Raw genomic sequence first — 18,487 nt, 5'->3', positions numbered from 1 at the left:
CCTGCGTTATCTCGCCCATAAATTTGGGATTGTTCATGCGGTCTTGGACGTTTTGGGAGTATTCGTCCCAAATCGAACCGCCTATTAGATTATTTTTTGCCATTTTATTTCCTTTTTAGAGGCGTTGTCTCGCGAGCGTCTTTGAATGAGCTTGCAAAAATATCGCTGCGGCAACCTATTTGGTTAGCCTTGCTCATTTTTGCTTCACAACATTCAAATCCATCTCGCGATACTGCCGCCCACTTCCTTTTAAATTTAACTCAAATTTGAACTTTTAAAGCTCAAATTTCAATTAAATTTAACTTCAAATTTGACTGTAAAACATTAAGGCGAAGTATTTTGAGATGAATTTGAATGTTGTGCGGAAATTTTCGTCCCAAGGCTAGACGTATAGTCTGCCGCAGCGCAGGGCGAAAATTTCAAACTCATTCAAAAGCGCTCAAAAAACAAGCCGCTACTTGCCATTAGGATTGTAGGCGTACGTACTTGAAATACCCCTTAACCTCTCCACCGCCTTTTTTATATGCTCTATCGCATACTCGATCTCTTCTTCGGTGTTAAATCTCGACAGCGAGAGCCTAAGCGCAGTGTGCGCCAGATCGCTGCTAGCTCCGATTGCTTCCATTATCGGGTTGCTCTCTAGCGTCTCGGAAGCGCACGCCGAGCCCGTAGACGCCGCGATGCCTGCTTGATTTAGATCCCACAGCATCGCCTCGCCCTCGACGCCTTTTATGGCGGCTAGGATGGTGTTTGGCAGCCTGTGAGCGCGCTCTCCCACGACCGAGACGTCGGGTAGTTCTAGCAGTGCGTCCTCGAGCTTGTTGCGCAGGCGTCTAACGTGCAGATTTTCAAACTCGATTAGCTTGTTGCTGTTTTCCAGCGCTTGCGCCATGCCGACGATGCCTGCGACGTCTAACGTTCCGCTGCGTCTACCGCCCATGTGCTCGCCGCCGTGGAGCAGGCTCGTTAGCTTTTGCGAGTCTTTGATGTATAGGCCGCCTACGCCTTTTGGTCCGTGAAATTTATGCGCCGAAAAGCTCATAAAATCCACGCCCATCTCGCGCACGTTTATCTTGATCTTACCGACGGTTTGCGTCGCGTCGGTGTGAAATAGCGCGCCATGCTCGTGAGCGATCGCCGCGCATTCTTTGATCGGGAAAATAGTGCCCGTTTCGTTATTTGCCCACATGATGCTAACGAGTGCGGTTTTGTCGTCGATGAGCTTTCTTAGGTCGTTTGGATCGAGCAGACCGTTTTCGTTGACTGGCACGCGGCTCACGCGTACGCCGTACTTTTTGAGAAACTCGAAAGTTGCCGAGATCGCCGGATGCTCGACGGCGCTAATTATGACGTGATCTTTGTCTTTATTTAATATATGATCGAAAAATACGCCTTTAGCCACCCAGTTGTTGCTCTCGGTGGCGCAGCTTGTTACCACGATATCGTCGTTATCGCTTGCGTTTATGCCCGCATAGAGCTGGTCCATCGCGCGGCGAAGCGCGGGGTGCGTCTCGGAGCCGAATTTATGCAGCGAGTTTGGGTTGCCGTATTTTTCGCAGAAAAACGACTTCATAAGCTCGAAAGCTTCGGGATCGACCATCGTCGTGGCATTGTTGTCTAGATATACTCTCACGCTTGACCTTTATCAATTAGGATATATTTTATCCCTTTTATTTTCGCGACGATAATATAACAAATTTTATAAATTTTTGATTAAAATTTTAGCTTAGTTTTTTCAAATTTAACCGTTTTTTGATAGAGTTTATATATTGAAATTCCTTATCAAATAAGCAAAGTATCGTCGTTTCAGTTAAATTTGATATAAAAAGATAAAATATATCCTAAACTTAGTTTGATTTCTTAAGGTTTTAGAAAATTTAAAAATTAAATTTTTCGCATTTTGGATGAAATTAGGCGAAATAAATCCGAATTTGACGCGGCAAAAATAAATTCGACTAATTTATCCCGCCCAGCAGCTCTTGTGTCTGCTCGAAGCTAAAGCCCTCTTCGGCGTCTTGTTTTAGGAATTTATCTATAAATTCTTTTTTCGAGATAGCAAGGTCTAGTTCTTTATCGCTGCCCTTTTGATAAGCGCCGATGCGTAGCAGGACCTCGTTTTCTTTGAGGAGCGAGTAGAGGCGCTTTAGCTTGGCGGCGTTTGCTTTGTGCTCTTTGGTTGCGATGTCGCTCATCACGCGCGAGGCGGAGTTTAGGATGTTTATAGGCGGATAGATGCCAAAGTCCGTCATCTCGCGGCTAAGCACGATATGACCGTCTAGGATCGAGCGACTCTGGTCGGCTATCGGGTCGCTCATATCGTCGCCGTCTACTAGCACCGTAAAAAAGGCCGTTATGCTGCCCTTGCCCTCCTCTTTGCCCGCGCGCTCCATCAGCTGCGGTAGTAGGGTGAGCACGGAGGGCGGGTAGCCCTTGGACGTCGGCGGCTCACCCAGCGCCAGCCCGATCTCTCGCTGCGCCATGGCAAATCGCGTCACGCTATCCATGATGAAAAGCACGTCTTTGCCTTGGTTTTTGAAGTATTCGGCCACGCTCATCGCGCAAAAGGCGCCGTATTTTCGCATCAGCGGGCTATCGTCGCTGGTGGCTACGATGACGACGGTACCGCTTAGATCGCCGTGCAAGTTTTTCTCGATAAACTCCGGCACCTCGCGGCCGCGCTCGCCGATGAGCGCGACAACCTTGATCGGAGCTTGCGAGTTTTTCACTATCATGCCCATGAGCGTACTTTTACCTACGCCAGAGCCAGCGAAAATGCCTAGTTTCTGGCCTTTACCGCAGGTTAGCAGTCCGTCGATGCTTTTAACTCCGACGCTAAAAATTTCATCTATCAGCCCGCGCTTCATCGCATCGATCGGAGCGCGCATTATCGGGGCGTACTCGGTGGTGGCGATCGCTCCTTTGCCGTCTTTTGGATTCATAAAAGGATCGACTACGCGCCCCAAAAGAGCGTCGCCCACGGGGATTTTCATGCCTTGGTCGCTTTGATAGACGAAGTCGCCGATCTTGTAGCCCTCTACAAAGCCAAAGGGTGAGATGAGCGCGGTATTTTGCCGCACCTCAGTCACCATCGCTAGCCCGCTTTTGCTCCTATCTTTGGCGCAAATTTGCACGATGTCGCCGATGCTAGGGCGAAGGCCAGAAATCTCTATTGTCGTAGCAGAAATTCGCTCGATCACGCCAAAGACGCTAGAGAGAGATAAATTTGCGCCCAGTTTTGATTTTAAGCTATCTAAACCCACTAAAATCTCACTTCTTTGTGCGAATTTATAAGGGAGAAAAACTCGCGTCTAGTCTCGCTGCTCTTTAAAAAGCAGCCTCGCAGCGCTGATGTTGTCGTGGTCGAGTTGATCTTGCCCACGCCTCGCATCTCCACGCACATGTGGCGCGCCTCGATGACGACGCCCACGCCTTTTGGCTTGATGACGTCTTGCACGGCTTCTGCGATCTGCTCGGTGAGCTGCTCTTGAATCTGCAGGCGGCGAGCGAAGATATTTACCATACGCGGGATTTTGCTAAGGCCTACAACCTTGTGATTTGGGATATAGGCTACGTGCACGCGCCCGAAAAACGGCAACAAATGATGCTCGCAAAGGCTGTAAAATTCGATATCGCGCACGAGCACCATTTCGTTATTTGAGCTGTCAAACAGCGCGTCGTTTAGCACTACTTTGGGGTCTTGCGAGTAGCCGCTCGTTAAAAACTCGTAAGCTTTAAAAACGCGCTCGGGAGTTTTAACCAGCCCCTCTCTATGCGGGTCTTCGCCGACTAGATTTAGCATCTGCTCGACGCAGCTTTCAAACTTTTCTTTTTTTAAATTCTCATTTTTTAAATTTTCTTGCATTTGCGTTCCTAATTAATTTCGCCTGTGTAAATTTGATAAATGATTTTACTTAAATTCGCCTTTCGCGCGCTTAAATTTATACTATGAATAAGGAAAATTTTGCTACACTCTAGGAAATTTTTATTTTTTAAAGGAATTTAATGCAAATCAAAACCAAGGCGATCGACGCCGTAAATGCTTCGCTAAGTGCGAAAATACCGAGCGCGGACGTAAAATCCAAACTCGAAAACGCTGCTAAAAAAGCTGCGAAAAATATGAAAATAGACGGATTTAGAGCGGGTAAAGTACCTGTGAACGTGGTGCTAAAACGTTACGAAAAAGAACTAACCGCCGATGCCGAGCAAGACGCGTTAAAAGACGTGATCGATGCGGGCCTAAAAGAGCTAAATAGAAAATTCGAAGAGGTTATCGGCGAGCCGATCGTGACAAAATTTGACAGAGGCGAGAACGAGATCGACGCAGAGATCGAGCTTTCGTTTAAACCGGTTATAAACATCGACGGATACGAGGAGCTAATAGAGAGCGTCACCACTCCGCGCGTAACTAAAAAAGAGATCGACGAGAGAAAAAACGAAATTTTAAAAATGATGGCTCCGCTAGAAAAAGTGGAAAAAGAGGCGCTTGAAAAGGGAGATTTTGCGAAATTTGACTTCGAGGGCTTCGTAGACGGCGCTGCGTTTGAGGGCGGCAAAGCCGAAAACTACCTGCTAGAAATCGGCTCGGGTCAATTTATACCTGGCTTTGAGGACGGTATGATCGGGCTAAAAGTCGGCGAAGAGCGCGACGTGAAGGTTAAATTCCCGGCCGAGTACGGCGCTACGCACCTTGCGGGCAAAGACGCAATCTTTAAGGTAAAACTACACGAAATCCAAGGCAAAAAAGTGCCTGAGGAGATCGACGAAGAGACGCTAAAACGCATCATGCCGGGCGAGGAAAAGGTAAGCGTCGAGCTATTTGAAGAGAGACTAAAAGAGCAGATCAAAGCCGACAAGCACGCCAAAAACGTAAACGAAGAGCTAAAGCCTAAATTTGCCGACGCGATCGTGGCTAAATTTAACTTCGACGTGCCGAAAAATATCGTAGAGCAAGAGATGGATATGCAGTTCCGCGGCGCTTGGAGCAGCTTTACGCCTGAGCAGATGGCTAAATTTAGAGAGGATAAAGACGCCCTAACTAAACAGCGCGAGACCTACCGCGACGACGCGGTAAAAAGCGTGAAACTAACGTTTATAATAGACGAGCTAGCGCGCCGCAGAGACATAAAAGTAAGCGACCAAGAGCTGATCCAAGCGGTTTATTTCGAGGCGTACCGCTCGGGCGTAGATCCGAAACAGCACCTTGAAAACTACAAAAATCAAGGAATTTTGCCTGCGATCAAAATGTCGATGATCGAGGAGAAGCTATTTAACGAGATGTTCGCGCTAAAGAGCGAGAAAAACGATAAAAAAGAGAAAAAGGCGGAGTAATGAGCTACTACATCCCCTACGTCATCGAGCGCACGAGCAAGGGCGAGAGAAGCTACGACATCTACTCGCGCCTGCTAAAAGACCGCATAATAATGCTTAGCGGCGAGATCGAGGACGGCATGGCGTCTGCGATCGTGGCTCAGATGCTGTTTTTAGAGGCCGAAGATCCGGATAAAGATATCTATCTATATATAAACAGTCCAGGCGGCGTGATAACGAGCGGATTTAGCATTTACGATACGATGAACTACATCAAGCCCGACGTCTGCACGATCTGTATAGGTCAGGCGGCGTCTATGGGCGCGTTTTTGCTTAGCTGCGGCGCGCAGGGAAAGCGTTATGCGCTGCCAAATTCGCGCATCATGATCCACCAGCCTTTAGGCGGCGCGCGCGGACAGGCGACAGATATAGAGATCCAGGCGAAGGAAATCTTGCGTATGAAAGAAATTTTAAACGCGATCCTAGCTAAAAATACGGGTCAAAAACTAGCTAAAATCCAAAAAGACACCGACAGAGACTTTTTCATGAGCTCTGTCGAAGCCAAAGAGTACGGGCTTATAGATAAAGTTTTGGAGAAAAGCTTTAAGTAAAGAGTAAAATTTGATAAAGTTAGACAACAAAAAAAGCGAAAACGTAGTAGTAAAACAAGAGGATGAAAAGGCCGTAGAGAGCGAATTTAACATCTACGGTTTTTCCGAAACTATCATTAAAGAACTAAGCGAGGAAAACATCCCCTCGATACCGAAAAACTACACTGCTTTTTTTGAAAAGATGCTTGAAAAGCAGCCTGATGAATTTAAGAAAAAAGTCGGCGAGATCATAAAGATCGAAGAAGAGATCAGCAAACTCGAAGACGATAGAAAAATAAACATCGAGCGCGAGGTGAAAAATAGCTTCATGCAGATAAAAAGCATGTTGCAAGCCGTGGGGCTCATTTATAAAAATTTGACTATCTTAAGAACCATAATAAAAAAACGCTCGAGCATCCTTGAGCCAAACATCAGCCTGCTAACCGTGCAAAATATGTTTAACGAATTTAACGAAGACCTAAATAAGCTAAATTCGCTGATGGGTAAGCACATAGAAGTAATAAAAACTAGCTACGAAGAGGTTAGTAGGGTCTTTAAGGTCGTGGAGGAGCAGTCTATCTACGACCCTAAATTTGACATCTACAATAGAAAATTTTTCCTAAAAACGCTCGAAACCGAAGTCGGATATATCAAAAAATACGGCTACGAATCATCTATCCTGCTCATAAAGACCAAAGATGAAAGTCTAAAAGATATCGGCTTAAAAAGTAGGTTGGCGCTACTAAAAAATATTTCTAGAATGTTGCTACGAACATCAAAACGAAGCGATATCTTGGCGCACTACGGCGATGGGTGCTTTGCTATGCTGATGCGGCACACAGATATGGTCGGCGCACAAAAGGCCTGCGAACGTATCACTGAGATGTTTTACGAGACCTCGTTTATACTAAAGGGCGAGAAATTCGAGTTTGACATGGAGGTCGTTGCCTGCAACCTAAGAACCGATAAAACAGTCGCCGAGCTACTATCTGCAGCGCTCGATACTCTCGTAAAAACAGGTAGAGACGGTAAGCGCTACGAGATCTTGGACGAGAAAGCGGCTAAATGATACTAGAAATCCTAACCTATCCGAACAAAAAACTCTTCGTCAAATCGCTTGAAGTTAAAGTTTTTGACGAAGAGTTGCATAAATTTTTAGACGATATGTATGAAACCATGATCACTAAAAACGGTATCGGACTAGCTGCCATCCAAACTGGCGAGGCTAAGCGAATTTTGATCGTAAATTTAGTGGACGAAGAGAGCAAAGAGCAACGCAAAGAGGATCTACTAGAAATCATAAATCCCAAAATTTTACGCAAAGAGGGCGAGATAATCTACCAAGAAGGCTGCCTGAGCGTACCTGGATACTACGAGGATGTAAAAAGGGCCGAGTTTATAACGCTAGAGTATCAAGACCGCTTTGGAGAGCGTAAAAAGCTCGAGGCAGACGGACTTTTGTCGGTCGCCATCCAGCACGAGATGGATCACCTAGACGGACACCTTTTTATCGAGCGAATCGGCTACAATAAACGCAAAAAATTCGACAAAGAGTATAAAAAGCAAAAAAACGCATGAAAGCCCTAAAATGCGCCACTTATAACGACGAATTGCGGCTTGTGGACGTCGAGTCCAGTTTTAACCGCGGTTTGCCCGCACTTAATATCGTAGGGCTTGCGGGAGCTTCGATCAAAGAGAGCGCCGAGCGCGTAAAATCAGCGCTTTTGTCGCTAAATTTCTCTTTTCCCGCGCAAAAAATCATCATAAATTTATCCCCGTCCGACATGCCAAAATCAGGCAGCCACTTCGACCTGCCTATCGCGCTTTTAATCGCCTTGCAAAAAGAGCGCGACTTCGAGCCTATTTTCGTATTCGGCGAGTTGGGGCTTGACGGCGGCGTCAAAAGCACGGCGAGCCTTTTTTCTATCTTGCTTTTTTTGAGCGCGAAAGCGCCCGGCTCTCGCGTGCTGATCCCGCAAGAGATAGCGCAAAAAGCGGGCGCGATACCGAATTTAGAAATTTACGCCGTTTCAAATTTAGCCGAAGCGATCAAATTTTTCCTAGAGCCCGAATTTACCGCCTCGTGCAAGGTCGGCGCCGTTCATCCGCTTTTTTCAAATTTAATCAAAATCGGCGAAAAAAGCTTCGTAAAAAATCAAAATTTCGAGCTAAATTTTAGCGACGTAAAAGGCCAGCGCAGAGCAAAAAGAGCCTGCCTGGTGGCTGCTTGCGGTATGCACAACGTTATCTTTGAGGGCAGCCCCGGATGCGGAAAGAGCATGAGCGCCAAGCGCCTGCGCTACATTTTACCGCCGCAAAGCTTGGATGAGATTTTGCTTAGTTGCGCTTATAGCTCGTTAAATCAGCAGGAGAGCGAATTTTCCGCCCTTCGCGCCTTTCGTTCGCCTCATCACACGAGCACGCGCAGCTCGATATTTGGCGGCGGATCGAGCTTAGCTAGGATCGGCGAGGTCGGGCTAGCTAACGGCGGGATTTTATTTTTTGACGAGCTTCCGCACTTTGCGCCCCAAATTTTAGAGAGCCTGCGCGAGCCGCTGGAGGACTACAAAATCAATATCTCGCGCGTAAATTCAAAAATCACGTACGAGACTAAATTTATGTTCGTAGCTGCGATGAATCCTTGCCCGTGCGGCAATCTGCTCTCCAAAAATCTAGAATGCAAATGCTCCGAGCTTGAAATCAAGCGCTATAAATCGCGTATCTCGGCGCCCGTGCTAGACCGTATCGACCTTCACGTACAGATGGATGAGGTGGCCGCGAGCGATAAAAGCGACGTCACGAGCGAAGCGATGTGGCAAACCGTGCTGCGCGTGTTTGAGACGCAAATCTCGCGCTCTCAAAGCGAGCTAAACGGCAAGCTCGGCGACGAAGAGATAGCTAAATTTTGCATTTGCGACGACGAGGCGAGCGGCGTGCTAGATTTTGCTACGCAGAGATTTTCGCTTAGCCGCCGCGCTATCAATAAAACCCTAAAAGTCGCCCGCACGATCGCCGACATCGAGGGCTCGCGCATCATCAAAAAGTCGCATATTTTGGAGGCTTTGAGCTACCGAGTGAAGCAGGAGGGCGCATGAAAAAGCTATTTTGGGATACGGCGGAGCTCGACGCTAGAGCCGTGAGCGAGTTTGGACTTAGCACTGAGGTGCTGATGCAAAACGCCGCTAATGCGTTAGCTCGCGCCGTGCGAAGTCGGTTTAAAAAATCCTCAAAAAAACGACGTAAAATTTTAGGCATCGTCGGTAGCGGAAACAACGGCGCAGACGTGCTAGCCGCGCTTCGGCTTTTGAGCGGTAAATTTGATTGTTTTGCATTTTTAGCAAGCGACAAACAAAACGAAACCTCAAAAACCGAGCTAGCTAGAGCGCTAAAATGCGGCGTAAATTTGATCCCAAATTTGACGGAAAGCGGCGAATTTGACTGCATCATCGACGGGATTTTCGGAACCGGACTTAGCCGCGAGCTAGACGCACGAACGATAAATTTGATAAATCTGCTAAACGCAAAACCCGGCTACAAGCTCGCCTGCGATATCCCGAGCGGTCTTGATAAAAACGGCGTGTCGCAAGGCGCAGTCTTTAAGGCCGATACGACCGTGACGATGGGCGCGCTAAAGTCGGCGCTTTATAGCGACTTTGCAAAGGATTTCGTAGGGCGCGTAAAGGTCGCAAATTTGGGCCTTCCTCGCGAGCTTTACGAGACGGGGACGAGCTTTTATAAGCTTAGTAAGAGCGATTTAAATTTGCCGTTTCGCACTAAGCAAAACGCTAACAAAGGCGACTTTGGGCACGTGTTTGTCGTTAGCGGCGAAAAGGGCGGAGCGGCGCGTATAGCGGGACTTGCCGCACTAACTATCGGCGCCGGACTCGTTAGCGTCGTGGGCGAAAATTTAAACATTGAGCCAGTTTTAATGCAAAGTGCTCGCATAACGCCCAAAATGCGAGCAGGAGTCGTCGGTATGGGGCTTGGCGAGCTTGATGAGGCGCAAAAAGACGAGCTTTTTAGCGAGCTAAAAATAAAAGACGCGCTCGTTATAGACGCCGATCTTTGCTACGAGCCGCGCACGCTTGAGCTTTTAAATAGCAAAAACGTCGTGATAACGCCGCATCCAAAGGAGTTTGCGAGCCTGCTGGGGCTTGCAAATCTGGGCAAATTTGACACTAGCGAAGTGCAAAAAAACCGCTTTAAACTCGCTCAAATTTTTAGCCACAATTTTAAATGCGTGCTTGTTTTAAAGGGTGCAAATACGCTAATCGCGCAAGGCGGCGAGGTATACGTCATGACGCACGGTAGCGCCGCGCTCGCAAAAGGCGGTAGCGGAGACGCGCTAAGCGGTATCGTCGCGGGACTGCTCGCTCAGGGTTACGACCCGCTAAATGCCGCGATCTCGGGCACGCTAGCTCACGCTCTAGCCGCTCGCGAAATCAAAATCAACGACTACGCGCTCACGGCCGCGGACGTCATCAAAGGACTCAAATGCTTACGAAAAAAATAGCGGTTTTATTTAGCGGCGGCGGCTCGAATTTGGAAGCGATTTTAGAGAGGCTGCACGGCAAGGTTTTTGGCGAAACCAGGATCGAAGTCGCGCTAACGCTAACAAATAAAGCTAACGCCGGCGGCATCGCAAAGGCCGCAAAATACGGCCTAAAAAGCGTCGTTATCGAGCACGTTAATTTTGCATCGCGCGAGGAATTTGACGCCGCGGTCGTCCAGGAAATAAAATGCGCTAACGTAGATCTAACCGTGCTTGCGGGCTTTATGCGCATCCTTACGCCCGTTTTTACAAGGCAAGTTCGCGCTATAAATTTGCACCCGTCGCTGCTGCCGCTTTTTAAGGGCGCGCACGCGATAAAAGAGAGCTTTGATAGCGATATGAAGGTGGGCGGCGTGAGCGTGCACTGGGTGAGCGAGGAGCTAGACGGCGGCAAAATTATCGCTCAGCGCGCGTTTGAAAAGAGCGAGAGGATGAGCCTTGAGGAATTTGAAGCTAAAATCCACGCGATCGAGCATAAAATTTTACCAGAAACTATCGTACAAATTTTAACCGACAAAGAGTAAAATTTCGCGTCTAAATTTGAGTCAAATTTATGATTTTTGCGAAGCAGGGCATAAATTTAGTCAAATTTCGACTTGTAAATTTCAAATTTTCGTACCTGTTTTTTACGCTGCGTCAAATTTAAGAATGCAAATTTACGAAATCGTCGCAAATCGCAAACTTTGATCTGCGGTTAAAATATCAAAAACGTTATTTTGCTTTAATACGGTGCTTTCGCGTCTCTTGCCAAAATTAAAAATCAAATTTGGCGGCGGGTATTTGCGCTAAATTTGATCTCGAAATACCTCTGTAATTTTAATCGTAATTTGCCTTCTTACTTGCAAATATTGCCAAAAAACCGTAAATTTGAGGCGGTAAATTTATAAAACGTGCACTCCGGATAGGACGATGTAAATTTGACCGGCTTTGCGCGTCGCTCAAATTTTAAACAAATTTACGTCTTTGAATGCAAATTTATCTCAAAAGTCGCAACGAAAATTTATCCAAAGTATCAGGCGCTTAAAAACAGGTTTATGGGAGTCCGCGCGAATAGTAAAAAGCAAGCACTAAATTTTGAAATTTGAAGGTCATAAAGCAAGATAAACTGCGGTAATAAAATGAGCGAAATATTTAAAATCTACAGACGACGTCGCGTCAAATTTAAAACCGAAAAGTAAAAGGAAATTCAAAAAGAAAGAGGCGGAAAATCTCCGCCCAAAAGTAGAATTATTCGGCTTTAAATCCGCCGCCAAATGCCTTATAAACGTCCACGACCGAGTCGATGAGGCTTAAATTTGCCGCGATATCTTGGAGTCTAACCGAGAGTAGGTTGCGTTGTGCGTCGAGTAGCTCCAGGTGCCCCGTGTAGCCCTCCTCGAACTGATCCTTGGCCAGCTTATAGATTTTTTCTTGCGAGTGCAGGAGTTCTTTGACCTGATTTAGCGTTAGTTTGGCGTTTTTACGGTTGTTTAGCGCATCTCTAACCTCGCCCAGAGCCTTTTTGACCGCCGCTTCGTAGGCTACGGCCGCGATTTGCTCGTTGGTTTCGGCGATGCGGACGTTATTTTTGGTTCTGCCGTAGTCAAAAATTTTCTGCACCAAAGATCCGCCTATGCTCCACGTGTTGGCGTTGCTGATAAAGATATTTTCAAAATCCACGCTAGAAAATCCAAAAAGCCCCGTTAGCGAGATGGACGGTAGATAGTCGGCCTTTGCGACACCGATTAGCGCGTTAGTGGCGTTTAGATCGGCGTATGCTTTAGCTACGTCGCTCCTTCGCAGCAGTATGTCCGCACTCACGCCTGCGCTCACTTCGGGCTCTTTTGGTAGCATTTTAGCGCTTTGTACGGCACCGCTCAGGATCTCGTCGTTTGACTTACCGGTTAGTACCGCTACTGACGTTAGAGCCTGAGATAGCGAGGTTTGCACCTCTAGCAGGCTTACTTTTGCGCTTTCGACGGCGGCTTTGCTTTGTAGATAGGTCGTCTCGTTTATGCCGCCTAGATCAAGCTGCGTTTTGCGAAGCGCCAACGTCTCCTCGTAGGTTTTTAGCGTATCTTTTAGCACGGCTTCGCGCATGTTTAGAGCCACGAGCGCGAAGTAGCTTTTAGCCACGCTAGAGCTTATGCTAAGGCGTGCGGTGGCGTAGTCGAGCTTGGTCGCGTTTAGACTGGCTTTAGCCGACTCGACGCTGTTCCTCACTCTGCCCCACAGATCTATCTCGTAGCTGAGGCCCAAATTTACCTGCGATGTTCGGTAGCGCGTCTGAGGTTGCTTGGTGTAGGTCTCGCCGCTGCTTTTTGCTTTGGTGTAGCCGACGTTTAAATTTACGCTAGGAAAGAGATCGGCCTCTGATATGCCCAGACTTGCGGCCGCTTTTTGTAAATTTAAATATTCCGTGCGAAGGTCGGTGTTTTTCTCTAGCGCGCTAGCTACGAGGGCGTTTAGATTTTCGTCGCCAAACTCCTTCCACCACTCGTCTCTGATGTCGCTAGTTTCAAATTTATACGTAGATTCAAATTTCGTATCGACCTCGGGTATCTCGGGGCGAAACGAGCAACCGGCTAAAAATAGCGCCGCGGCTAAAGTTAAAATTTTATACATTTTTGACCTCCTGTGCTCCGCTTGGTTTTTTGTCCCAGACTTTGTTGTTTAGCTTTTCTAGCAGATAGTAAAACATCGGTATGAAAAATATCGCTATTGTAGTGGCCGCTATCATGCCGCCGATCACGCCCGTGCCTAGCGAGTGGCGAGACGCCGCGCCCGCGCCCGTGCTGATAACCATTGGGAAAACGCCCAGGGTAAACGCGAGCGAGGTCATGACGATCGGGCGGAATCGAAGTTTGGCCGCATTAACGGCTGCGTCAAATACGCTCTTGCCCGCCAGTCTTTCTTGCATCGCAAATTCGACGATTAGGATCGCGTTTTTAGCAGATAGGCCGATGAGAAGCAGCAGTCCGATCTGGAAGTAAATGTCGTTTGTTAGCCCTCTAGACCAAACGGCGACTAGCGAGCCAAAAACCGCAAATGGAACGGCCGTGATAACGGCTAGCGGGATGAGCCAGCGCTCATACTGCGCCGCTAGGATCAAAAATACGAAAATCATACCGAATATAAACGCCGTAGAGCCCGTGCCTTGCGAGCTAACCTCCTGATAGGCCGTGCCCGCCCAGCTGATGGAGTATTCTTCCATATTTAGCGTTTGTTCGACTACCTCTTGTATCGCTTTTATCGCGTCTCCCGACGTGTAGCCCGGTTTTGGATCGCCTTGGATCTTAGCCGCCGGGAAAAGGTTAAATCTATCCACGATATCGGGACCCAAAATTCTAGTTAGAGTAGCGACCGAATTTAGTGGCACCATGCCGCCACCATATGAGCGGACGTAAATTTTACGCAAGTCTTCGGGGTTGTTTCTAAAGCGGTCCTCGCCTCTGGCATAGACGCGGTAGGATTTGCCAAAAAGGCTAAAGTCGTTGATATAGTAAGAGCCGAAAGTCGAACCTATCGCGCTAAAGATTTCGCTCTCGCTCACGCCAAACATCTGGGCTTTTTGCCTATCGACGTCGATTTTAAACTGGCGGTAATTAGTCTCTAGCGTCGAGCGCACGCTGGTTAGCTCCGGGCGAGCGTTTGCCGCGGCGACTACTTTTTTTACGTCGGCTTCGATCTGGGCGTAGCTTTTACCGCTCTTGTTTTGCAGATACATCTCAAAGCCGCCCGTCATCGAAAGACCCATGATAGGCGGGACGTTTACGACAAAGCTCATCGACTCCTTCGAGCCCCAAAGCATGCCGTTAAAAGGCCCGGTTAGCGCGTCTGCTTGACTATCCGGCGTTTTTCTCTGGCTCCAATCTTTTAGCTTGATAAAGCTGATGGCAGAGTTTTCTCTAAGTGCGCCCGCAAGCATATCGTATCCGGCAAAACCCATCGTAAATTCGACGTTTGGATTGCTTAGAACCATGTTGCTGATAGTTTTTACCTCTTCTTTGGTTTTTAGCATATTGCTTGACGGCGGTAGTGAAGTGATAACCATCAGCGCACCCTTATCTTCGGACGGTACGAGGCCGCTAGGAATTTTTTTAAACAGCTCGAAAGTCGCAAATCCCATAATGCCTATCACAATAAGGCTGATTATTACGTGACGAAGCACCGTTGCGACGCCCGCAGTGAAAATTTTCGTGCTCCAGTCGAAAAAGTCGTTAAATTTCTGCACAAACCAAAACGGCTTGCTCTCTTGTTTTTTTAGCATAACGCCGCAAAGCGCCGGAGTAAGCGTAAGCGCGACAAAGCCCGAAATACAAACCGAAGTAACCAGAGTGAGCGCAAACTGACGCTGGATCACGCCGACAAAACCCTCCATAAAAGAAACCGGAACGAAAACGGCTGATAAAACCAGCACGATCGAGATGACCGGGGTTTGTACCTCCTCCATTGCTTTATAGGTCGCTTCTTTGACGGTGATGTCTTTTTCCTCGTGTAAAATTCTCTCCACGTTTTCGATAACGATGATGGCGTCGTCCACTACGATACCGATAGCAAGGATGAGCGCGAAAAGGGTGATCAAATTTATACTAAATCCCATCGCGTACAGTCCGCCAAAGGTGCCGATGATGGATACGGGAACGGCTAGTATCGGGATCACGGTCGCACGGAAGCTCTTTAAAAACATATACATAACGATGATAACCAGGATCATCGCCTCGATAAAGGTCTTTACGACTTCGTGGATAGAGACTTCGATAAATTCGGTCGGGTTATATGCGATCGTGTGCGTAAATCCTTCGGGGAAATTTTTACTTAGCTCGTCTAGCTTTGCATTTACCGCTTGCGCCGTGGCTAGGGCGTTAGCGTCGTTTTGCATAAAGATTAAAAGCGGGATAGCGTCTTGGCCGTTTAGCATCGAGTCTGATGCGTAGCTAGCCGCTCCTAGCTCCACGGTCGCTACGTCTTTTAGCTTTAGCACCGCTCCGTCTGCGCTTTTGATTACTATATCGCCAAACTGCGCGGCATTTTTGAGTCGTCCGCCCGTGCGAACGGAATAAACGTAAGGATTATCGCCGTCTGAGGGCTGCTCGCCTATTTTACCGGCGGCGTATTGGCTATTTTGGATTTTTATTTGAGATATTACGTCGCTAGGAGTTAGCTTGTAGTAGGCTAGTTTATCCGGTTTTAGCCAAATTCTCATCGAGTACTCTTTGCTACCGATTAGCGCCGTGTCGCCCACGCCGTTAACCCTTTTAACCTCGTCCGCGATGTTTAAATTTACGTAGTTATACAGCTCGACTAAGTCCATGTTTGAGCTCGTAAAGCCGACTACTTCTAGGATCGAGCCGCTGCGTTCGCGCACGGTCACGCCCATATTTTGCACCTCTTGAGGTAGCCTTGAGAGCGCGGCTTGGACGCGGTTATTTACGTCGATCGTGGCTTGCTTGGATGAGGTGCCGATTTTAAAATAAACGTTGATATTTAGCGAGCCGCTCGAGCTTGAGGTGCTTTGCATATAGAGCATGTTTTCTACGCCGTTTATCTGATCTTCGATCGCGCTGGCTACGGAGTCGGAGATGGTCTGAGCGTCGGCGCCGGTGTATGTGGCGCTAACGGAAATTTGAGGCGGGGTTAGCTTGGGATACTCCTCGATAGGAAGCCCCTTTATCGCCATTGCGCCCGCGATAACTATGATTATAGATACGACGGTGGCGAATATCGGGCGGTCAATGAAAAATTTAGAAAACATTATTTAGCCTTTTCTTGCTCGTTTTTAGGCTCTAAATTTGCGCCTTTACCAAAGCTTTCGGTTAGGTCCTTATCTATCTCTACGGGCGCACCCACGCCGATTTTTAGGAAGTTGTTTAAGATAATCTTATCGCCTTCGTTTAGTCCCTCGCTAACGACTGCGGCGTCTTTGGTTTGGTAGGTGATTTTTACGTCCTTGGAGGCTACTTTACCGTCCTCTACGACTAGCACGTAGGTCTTGACGTCGGTTTGTTGGAGCGCTACTTGAGGGATTTTAAAGCCGTCTTTTTGGTAAAATCCACCCATCGTCACGTGGCCGAACATGCCAGGTAGCAGCTTGCTCTCGTCGTTGTTAAATTCAGCCTTGGCTAAAACTGTGCCCATATTCGTATTTACGACGTTATCGATAAAATTTACTTTGCCGTTAAATTCTCCCGGACCTACTTTTAGTACGGCGTCCGAGTTTGCCTGTACCCAGAGGCTGCTTTCTTGCATTTTGACGCGGTTTAGATTATCTACGTCGGAGATGTGGAAGTGCGCCTCGATCGGATTGATTTTGGTTAGGCGTACCAGCTGGGTCGTGTTTGCTACGACTAGCGAGCCCACGTCTACTAGGTTATCGCCCAAAACGCCGTCAAAAGGCGCGGCGATACTCGTGTAGCCTAGGTCTATTTTGGCGTTTTTGGCGCTTGCTCGAGCGCTTAGTAAATTTGCGTTTGCGATTTCAAGCGCCGAAACGGCCGCATCGTACTCTTTTTGCGAAACGGCGTTTTTCTTATATAAATTTGAAATTCTGTTAAATTCGGTTTGAGCGTTTTTTAAATTTGCGTTTGCTACGCCGATAGCGGCTTCAAGCGCGTCGTAGCTGGCTTGGTATTTTTCCGGATCTATCAAAAACAGCTTGTCGCCGGCTTTTACGTTGTCGCCGGGTTTAAAAAACTGCTTGGTTATCGTGCCGCTTACTTTAGGATAGACGATTACGTCTTGCTGGCTTGTTAGAGTCGCGGTGTAGTCAAAGCTGATCGGTACGTCTGATTTTTTAGCTACGAATACGTCGACTTTTGACGGCGGCATTTGCCGTTGTTGTCCGGCTGCGGCCGCGCTTTTTTTATCATTACCATCAAAGCATGCCGTAAAAAGCAGCGACGCCAATAACAAAACAGAGATATTTTTAAAATTTCTCATAAATTTGCCTTTAATTTTTTGGGATATTATACAAAAATTTTGTCTGTAATATTTGTTGCAAATAAAATCGGCTATTTTACTCTTATTTAAATGAAAAGTCAAATTTTTGAGGGGCGAATTTAGCGTTTTTTTACGCCGTGCAAAAACATATCTATGCGCGTTTTTACGTGCTCTTCGCGCTCTTTTTCGCTTAGTATTATGTCTTCGTTTAGCAAAATAGCATTATAATGATAAGGCTCTCTAACGACTGCGGCAAACGCCTTGGCTGCGACGTAAGGAGAGATACATGGATTTAGTTGGACTCTTATGTCTTCGCGCTCGAAAAAATCAATTAAAATTTTATCGATTTTGCTTAAAATTTGATCCAAAAACTCTTTGCCCAAAAGTCCGTCGTTTTTTGCGCCTTCGCTCATCATTACTCTTGAGATTAGCGTGGTTTTCTTTTCGCAGATGATGTCGAAAAATATCATCGCGAATTTGGTTAAAAAATCATCCAGCTTATGCGATAAATTTAGATCGATTTTCTCGTCTATCTGCGTTCTAAAGTCGTCAAATCCGCGCTCTACGATGGCGCGAAAGAGCCCTTCTTTATTTTCAAAAAATTTGTAGATGCTCGCTAGCGACCCGCCGCTTTTTTTGATGATATCCGTCAAGCTCGTGTTTTCGTAGCCGTTTTCGAGGAAAATTTCAAGTCCGGCTTGGATGAATTTTTCTCTTCTCTCGGCGCTTCGTTTCGTCGGTTTCGTATTCATTTTTCTAGCCCTCAAATTTCAAAAAAATCTTAAAATATGATTATACTATAAAAAAATAATTTTTTACTCACTTGGATGGGCGAAAATCGTCCGTCTTTTAACATTTATTTTTTCTTTGTTATCCGCGGCGTAGGCGGCGATTTCTATCTTCGTCGTTTGCTCGTTTGTGCCGGCAAATGCCGCTTTAGGCGCGCTTAGCACGACTACGACCTTCCTTTTTTCGCCCGCTTTTAGCGAAATTTGAGCCTTCGGGCGCTCGATTTTTATCGGAGCTTTAGCTTCCTCCGCGCTAACGTCAAAGTAAAACTCATGTGCGTGCGCGTCGGTGTTTTCAAACAAAAACACGTAAGCGTTTTCGATCTCGCCGC

At 47.1% G+C, this 18,487-nt stretch carries 15 protein-coding genes and 1 pseudogene; 7 read left to right on the top strand and 9 right to left on the bottom strand.

Annotation, left to right across the window (positions count from 1 at the left end):
- From RWM02_RS09855 to folE, 4 genes and pseudogenes are all read right to left on the bottom strand, one after another.
- Nucleotides 1–103 (bottom strand): annotated as a pseudogene (locus RWM02_RS09855) (iron-sulfur cluster assembly scaffold protein NifU); the annotation flags it as partial.
- Between the two features lie 351 nt (nt 104–454).
- A complete protein-coding gene (locus RWM02_RS09850) occupies nt 455–1,633 on the bottom strand; it encodes a NifS family cysteine desulfurase (protein ID WP_314071795.1) in 1,179 nt (392 codons plus the stop codon).
- Between the two features lie 322 nt (nt 1,634–1,955).
- A complete protein-coding gene (fliI, locus tag RWM02_RS09845; RefSeq protein ID WP_314071793.1) occupies nt 1,956–3,260 on the bottom strand; it encodes a flagellar protein export ATPase FliI in 1,305 nt (434 codons plus the stop codon).
- Nucleotides 3,260–3,862: a GTP cyclohydrolase I FolE gene (gene folE, locus RWM02_RS09840; RefSeq protein WP_122872929.1), complete on the bottom strand. Its 603-nt coding sequence runs from the start codon at nt 3,860–3,862 to the stop codon at nt 3,260–3,262. The genes fliI and folE overlap by 1 nt, the downstream gene beginning before the upstream one ends.
- Before the next feature lie 140 nt (nt 3,863–4,002).
- Here folE and tig point away from each other — a divergent pair, with 140 nt between their 5' ends.
- The 7 genes from tig to purN are packed head-to-tail and all read left to right on the top strand — an operon-like array spanning nt 4,003 to nt 10,973.
- Nucleotides 4,003–5,328 carry a trigger factor gene (gene tig, locus RWM02_RS09835; protein WP_314071789.1) on the top strand — a complete coding sequence of 442 codons (1,326 nt, stop codon included), beginning with the start codon at nt 4,003–4,005 and terminating at the stop codon, nt 5,326–5,328.
- Entirely contained in the window at nt 5,328–5,918 is a 591-nt protein-coding gene (gene clpP, locus RWM02_RS09830; RefSeq protein WP_299027223.1) for an ATP-dependent Clp endopeptidase proteolytic subunit ClpP, read from the top strand. Before tig ends, clpP begins: the two co-directional genes overlap by 1 nt.
- 10 nt (nt 5,919–5,928) lie before the next feature.
- Entirely contained in the window at nt 5,929–6,966 is a 1,038-nt protein-coding gene (locus tag RWM02_RS09825; protein WP_314071784.1) for a GGDEF domain-containing protein, read from the top strand.
- Nucleotides 6,963–7,475 (top strand): peptide deformylase, encoded by a 513-nt coding sequence (gene def / locus RWM02_RS09820; protein WP_314071781.1) that lies wholly within the window; start codon nt 6,963–6,965, stop codon nt 7,473–7,475. The genes RWM02_RS09825 and def overlap by 4 nt, the downstream gene beginning before the upstream one ends.
- A complete protein-coding gene (locus RWM02_RS09815; RefSeq protein WP_314071778.1) occupies nt 7,472–8,992 on the top strand; it encodes a YifB family Mg chelatase-like AAA ATPase in 1,521 nt (506 codons plus the stop codon). The genes def and RWM02_RS09815 overlap by 4 nt, the downstream gene beginning before the upstream one ends.
- Nucleotides 8,989–10,410 carry an NAD(P)H-hydrate dehydratase gene (locus RWM02_RS09810; RefSeq protein ID WP_314071775.1) on the top strand — a complete coding sequence of 474 codons (1,422 nt, stop codon included), beginning with the start codon at nt 8,989–8,991 and terminating at the stop codon, nt 10,408–10,410. Before RWM02_RS09815 ends, RWM02_RS09810 begins: the two co-directional genes overlap by 4 nt.
- Nucleotides 10,392–10,973 carry a phosphoribosylglycinamide formyltransferase gene (gene purN / locus RWM02_RS09805; protein WP_314071773.1) on the top strand — a complete coding sequence of 194 codons (582 nt, stop codon included), beginning with the start codon at nt 10,392–10,394 and terminating at the stop codon, nt 10,971–10,973. Before RWM02_RS09810 ends, purN begins: the two co-directional genes overlap by 19 nt.
- A gap of 703 nt (nt 10,974–11,676) precedes the next feature.
- Here purN and RWM02_RS09800 read toward each other — a convergent pair.
- From RWM02_RS09800 to RWM02_RS09780, 5 genes are all read right to left on the bottom strand, one after another.
- Nucleotides 11,677–13,053 (bottom strand): efflux transporter outer membrane subunit, encoded by a 1,377-nt coding sequence (locus RWM02_RS09800; protein ID WP_314071771.1) that lies wholly within the window; start codon nt 13,051–13,053, stop codon nt 11,677–11,679.
- Nucleotides 13,046–16,183, bottom strand: coding sequence for an efflux RND transporter permease subunit (locus tag RWM02_RS09795; protein WP_314071768.1), 3,138 nt, complete (start codon nt 16,181–16,183; stop codon nt 13,046–13,048). Before RWM02_RS09795 ends, RWM02_RS09800 begins: the two co-directional genes overlap by 8 nt.
- A complete protein-coding gene (locus tag RWM02_RS09790; protein WP_314071766.1) occupies nt 16,183–17,367 on the bottom strand; it encodes an efflux RND transporter periplasmic adaptor subunit in 1,185 nt (394 codons plus the stop codon). Before RWM02_RS09790 ends, RWM02_RS09795 begins: the two co-directional genes overlap by 1 nt.
- 119 nt (nt 17,368–17,486) lie before the next feature.
- Nucleotides 17,487–18,119 carry a TetR/AcrR family transcriptional regulator gene (locus tag RWM02_RS09785; protein WP_314071764.1) on the bottom strand — a complete coding sequence of 211 codons (633 nt, stop codon included), beginning with the start codon at nt 18,117–18,119 and terminating at the stop codon, nt 17,487–17,489.
- A 63-nt stretch (nt 18,120–18,182) separates the two neighbouring features.
- Nucleotides 18,183–18,487: FixG Ig-like domain-containing protein (locus RWM02_RS09780; protein WP_314071763.1), on the bottom strand; the 305-nt coding region annotated here is incomplete at its 5' end.

The sequence above is a fragment of the Campylobacter showae genome, from assembly GCF_963515975.1.
Classification (GTDB): domain Bacteria; phylum Campylobacterota; class Campylobacteria; order Campylobacterales; family Campylobacteraceae; genus Campylobacter_A; species Campylobacter_A showae_F.
Note: the sequence above shows the minus strand (reverse complement) of the source record. Positions and strands in the feature narration are given on the sequence as shown.